The following is a 682-nucleotide window of genomic DNA, read 5'->3' as shown; positions in this document are numbered from 1 at the left end:
CCGCCCAGGCGACATCAAAAAAAGCCTTGAAAAGGCATCTGCACTCGCAGCGGGTTGCCTTGAACAATCCGAATAGCGGTATTAATCGTCTGCGGGCTTACAGGCCCGGTCACCCTGGTGAGCGGATTGCTGAGGCTTGGCGATTGGTAGATCAGTTTCGGCTAGACAAGCAGGTGCCTGGCGTCGCTCGACGCGAGAGAACAGTTCAGTCGCTTACGACTTTGTCCTCAGGATACGCATTTCATACCCGGCTCCCTGCCCCGCGCGGTGGTGTTCGAGCAAGCTCATGATCGCGCTCAAATCGAGCGGTGGCTTGAACGGTTGGGCCTGGGCAAAGACTGGTACGAACTTGATCTGGATGCACGCGCAGAATCGATTTCCGGCGGCGAAGCACGCAGGCTGACGCTGCTACGCCTTCTTAATCAGCCTGGGGAATTCAATTTCTTTGATGAACCTACAGCTGGGCTCGATGCCGGGTCGGCAGAGCGCACTTGGGATCTGTTGTTTGAGGCATTCAACGGAAGAGGGCTGGTTTGTGTAACGCATGATCAGAGCGTGCTGTCGCGGTTTGACCGGGTTATCACCATGAGCGAGGGTCGGATCATCGGCCAAATGCAAACGAACATCGCTCAGAATCCCCCGCTAGCCGGCGCTCCTTACACCTTGTAGGAGCGGCCTTGCG

1 protein-coding gene is annotated in these 682 nt (G+C 56.9%); it reads left to right on the top strand.

Annotation, left to right across the window (positions count from 1 at the left end):
* Nucleotides 1–177: 177 nt before the first annotated feature.
* Entirely contained in the window at nt 178–669 is a 492-nt protein-coding gene (locus B3361_RS17515) for an ATP-binding cassette domain-containing protein (protein ID WP_259368267.1), read from the top strand.
* Nucleotides 670–682: the final 13 nt, after the last annotated feature.

The organism is Pseudomonas sp. UBA6699 (assembly GCF_002454615.1).
Taxonomy (GTDB): Bacteria; Pseudomonadota; Gammaproteobacteria; order Pseudomonadales; family Pseudomonadaceae; genus Aquipseudomonas; species Aquipseudomonas juntendi.
The sequence above is the reverse complement of the archived record's forward strand: the minus strand, read 5'-3'. Positions and strand labels throughout refer to the sequence as shown.